The organism is Burkholderia sp. LMG 13014 (assembly GCF_905232215.1).
GTDB lineage: Bacteria > Pseudomonadota > Gammaproteobacteria > Burkholderiales > Burkholderiaceae > Burkholderia.
Map to the genome: position 1 here is coordinate 1 of NZ_CAJNKE010000633.1, position 3,261 is coordinate 3,261.

Genomic DNA, 3,261 nt, shown 5'->3' on the forward strand with positions numbered 1-3,261 from the left:
CCGCGTCGGCGCGGGACTTTTAGAAACATTCGACATGGGGGCGCATTATAATCCCGCCCATGAATTCCCAAACCGACCTCCCCCCCGCCCAGACCGGCGCCACGACGCCGCCGGCCGCCGACGATTCGGCCGCCAGTCACGCGCAGTTCGTCGACTGGATGCGCTCCGTCGCGCCCTATATCCACAAGTTCCGCAACAGCACGTTCGTCGTGGGGTTTGGCGGCGAGGTGGTGCAGCAGGGGCTCCTGAACGCGCTCGTGTCCGACATCGCGCTGCTGCAGGCGATGGGTATCCAGATCGTGCTGGTGCACGGCTCGCGCCCGCAGGTCGAGGAGCAGCTGAGCCTGCACGGTGTCGAATCCGAGTTTTCGCACGGGCTGCGCATCACCGATGCGCGCGCGCTCGAATCCGCGAAGGAAGCGGCTGGTGAAGTGCGTCTCGACATCGAGGCCGCGATCAGCCAGGGTCTGCCGAACTCGCCGATGGCGCACGCGCACATCAGCGTCGTGTCGGGCAACTTCGTGACCGCGCGGCCGGTGGGGATTCTCGACGGGGTCGATTTCGCGCATACGGGCATCGTGCGCAAGATCGACGCCGAATCGATCCGCCATTCGCTCGCGAGCCGCAAGCTCGTGCTGCTGTCGCCGCTCGGCTTCTCGCCGACCGGCGAGGCGTTCAACCTGTCGATGGAAGATGTGGCTTCGGCCGCCGCGATCGCGCTGCGCGCCGACAAGATCATCTTCCTGACCGAAGGGCCGGGCATCATTGGCGAGGAAGGCGAGCTGGTCCGCGAAATGTCGCTCGACGCGGCAGCCGACCTCCTCGACTCCGGCAACGTGCAAGGCGACGACGCGTTCTTCCTCAAGCATTCGATCCGCGCGTGCCGCGGCGGCGTGACCCGGGCGCACCTGATCCCGCAAACGCTCGACGGCAGCATGCTGCTCGAACTGTTCCTGCACGATGGCGTCGGCACGATGATCTCGTACGAGAACCTCGAAAGCCTGCGCGAGGCCACGCCGGACGACGTCGGCGGCATCCTGTCGCTGATCGAGCCGCTCGAGTCGGACGGCACGCTGGTGCGGCGCGGCCGTCACCAGATCGAACGCGACATCGACCACTTCTCGGTGATCGAGCACGACAGCGTGCTGTTCGGCTGTGCGGCGCTGTATCCGTACCAGCAGGAGAAGATCGGCGAGATGGCGTGCCTGACGGTCGCGCCGGAAGCGCAGGGCTCAGGCGACGGCGAACGCCTGCTCAAGCGCATCGAGCAGCGTGCTCGCGCGCGCGGCCTCACGCATATCTTCGTGCTCACGACGCGCACCGAGCACTGGTTCCTCAAGCGCGGCTTCGTCAAGGTCAGCGTCGACGACCTGCCGGAAGACCGCCGCAAACTCTATAACTGGCAGCGCAAGTCGCTCGTGCTGATGAAGCAGCTCTGAGCGCAGGCACGACTGCCCTCCCCCAGACCGATTACAGGAGAAGTACACGATGGCTCGAATGATCCAATGCGCGAAGCTCGGCAAGGAAGCCGAAGGCCTCGATTTCCCGCCGCTGCCGGGCGAACTCGGCAAGCGCATTTACGAGAGCGTCTCGAAGGAAGCGTGGCAAGGCTGGCTCAAGCAGCAGACGATGCTGATCAACGAAAACCGCCTGAACATGGCCGACCCGCGCGCGCGCCAGTACCTGATGAAGCAGACCGAAAAGTACTTCTTCGGCGACGGCGCGGACCAGGCGTCCGGCTACGTGCCGCCGACGGAAGGCTGAGGACGCGTTGGCGCGCGGCCGGCGCAAGTTGCCGGCCACACGCTCCGGAGAAAGCGGCACCGTGTTTCGCACGGTGCCGTTTTCTTTTGGGGCCCGCGTTCGGCGTGCTCCGGCCTCGCGCGGGGCGGTATGCCGTGCCGCTCAGTTGGCTGGCTTCAGCGCGCCGCCCCCGCCCGGCTGCCCGTTCCCGTCGGCCGCGGGTTCCGCACTGCCGCCTTCGGTGCCCCGTTCGGCCGCGTCGCTGCGCTCGGCCGTCGACAATTCGTCCGCGCGATACCCGGTGCGATTCAGCAGCGCCAGCATGCAGACGAGCGACACGAACGCGTAAAGCCCCGATGCGACCGCGACGCCGACGATGCTGCCGGTTGCATTGAGGATCGCCTGCGCGAGCACGGGCGTGCCGCCGCCGACGACGAGCGCGCTCAGCTGATACGCGAGCGACAGGCCCGTGTAGCGGATGTTCGCCGGGAACACGCGCGCGAGCACGCCGCCGACCGCGCCATAGAACATCGCCGACGGAATCGTCGAGATGCACATGCCCGCGACCGCCACCCAGTACGAACGCGTGGCGAGCGCGTGGAACATCACGGGCATCAGCACGATTTCCGGAATCAGGATCCAGCACATCGCGCGGCGCATGTCGACCTTCGACACGAACCACGCACCGACCGGCTGCATCAGGAACTGCACGACGAGCGAGATCGACAGGATGCCGAGGAACGTGCCTTGCGCATAGCCAAGCTCCTTGGTCGCCCACGACAGCGCGAACGTGCTGCGGAAATACGTGACGTTGATCACCGGCAGCGTGCCGGCCGCGAGCAGCACGACCACCCAGTGATCGCGCACGACGTCGCGCAACGGCAGCTTCACGGTGCGCTTGCGCGCGAGCACGCGCTGCATGTCGGCCGACTCCTCGAGCCTCAGCCGGATCACCATGCCGATGATCACGAGCACGGCCGACAGCAGGAACGGAATGCGCCAGCCCCACATCAGGAACGATGGGGTCGGCAGCGCGCTCAGCGCGAAGAACGCGGCCGTGGCCAGCAGGTTGCCGGTCGGCGAGCCCTGCTGCGCGAACGCCGCATACAGGATGCTGCGATGTTTCGGCGCATTCTCGCTCGCGATCAGCACCGCACCGCCCCACTCGCCGCCGACCGCGATGCCCTGCAGCACGCGCAGCACGACGAGGCCGGCCGGCGCCCAGAGGCCGATCTGCGCATAGCCGGGCAGCAGGCCGATGCCGGTCGTGGCCAGCCCCATCATCACCAGCGTGATCACGAGCGCCGTCTTGCGGCCGACCCGATCGCCGAGATGCCCGAACACGATGCCGCCGAGCGGTCGCGCGGCGAAGCCGGCCCAGAACGTGACGAACGCCAGCAGCGTCGCGACGCCGGGATCCATCGTGCTCGAAAAGAACACCTTGCCGAACACGAGCGCGGCCGCCGTGCCGTAGATGTAGAAGTCGTACCACTCGATCGTGGTGCCGACGAACGCCGC

General features: G+C 67.2%; 3 protein-coding genes. 2 read left to right on the forward strand and 1 reads right to left on the reverse strand.

Annotated elements, in window-relative coordinates; genetic code table 11:
- Positions 1-59 precede the first annotated feature (59 nt).
- Positions 60-1,439, forward strand: coding sequence for an amino-acid N-acetyltransferase (argA, locus tag JYJ84_RS32215; RefSeq protein WP_175222662.1), 1,380 nt, complete (start codon positions 60-62; stop codon positions 1,437-1,439).
- 49 nt (positions 1,440-1,488) lie between these two features.
- Positions 1,489-1,764: an oxidative damage protection protein gene (locus JYJ84_RS32220; protein WP_006478357.1), complete on the forward strand. Its 276-nt coding sequence runs from the start codon at positions 1,489-1,491 to the stop codon at positions 1,762-1,764.
- Between the two features lie 141 nt (positions 1,765-1,905).
- On the opposite strand, the gene JYJ84_RS32225 is transcribed toward JYJ84_RS32220, so the two are convergent.
- Positions 1,906-3,261: MFS transporter (locus tag JYJ84_RS32225; RefSeq protein ID WP_205189966.1), on the reverse strand; the 1,356-nt coding region annotated here is incomplete at its 5' end.

Excerpts from the sequence above, each read along its gene's own strand:
- argA (WP_175222662.1), top strand. The coding sequence starts at position 60 with ATGAATTCCCAAACCGACCTCCCCCCCGCCCAGACCGGCGCCACGACG.
- JYJ84_RS32220 (WP_006478357.1), top strand. The coding sequence starts at position 1,489 with ATGGCTCGAATGATCCAATGCGCGAAGCTCGGCAAGGAAGCCGAAGGC.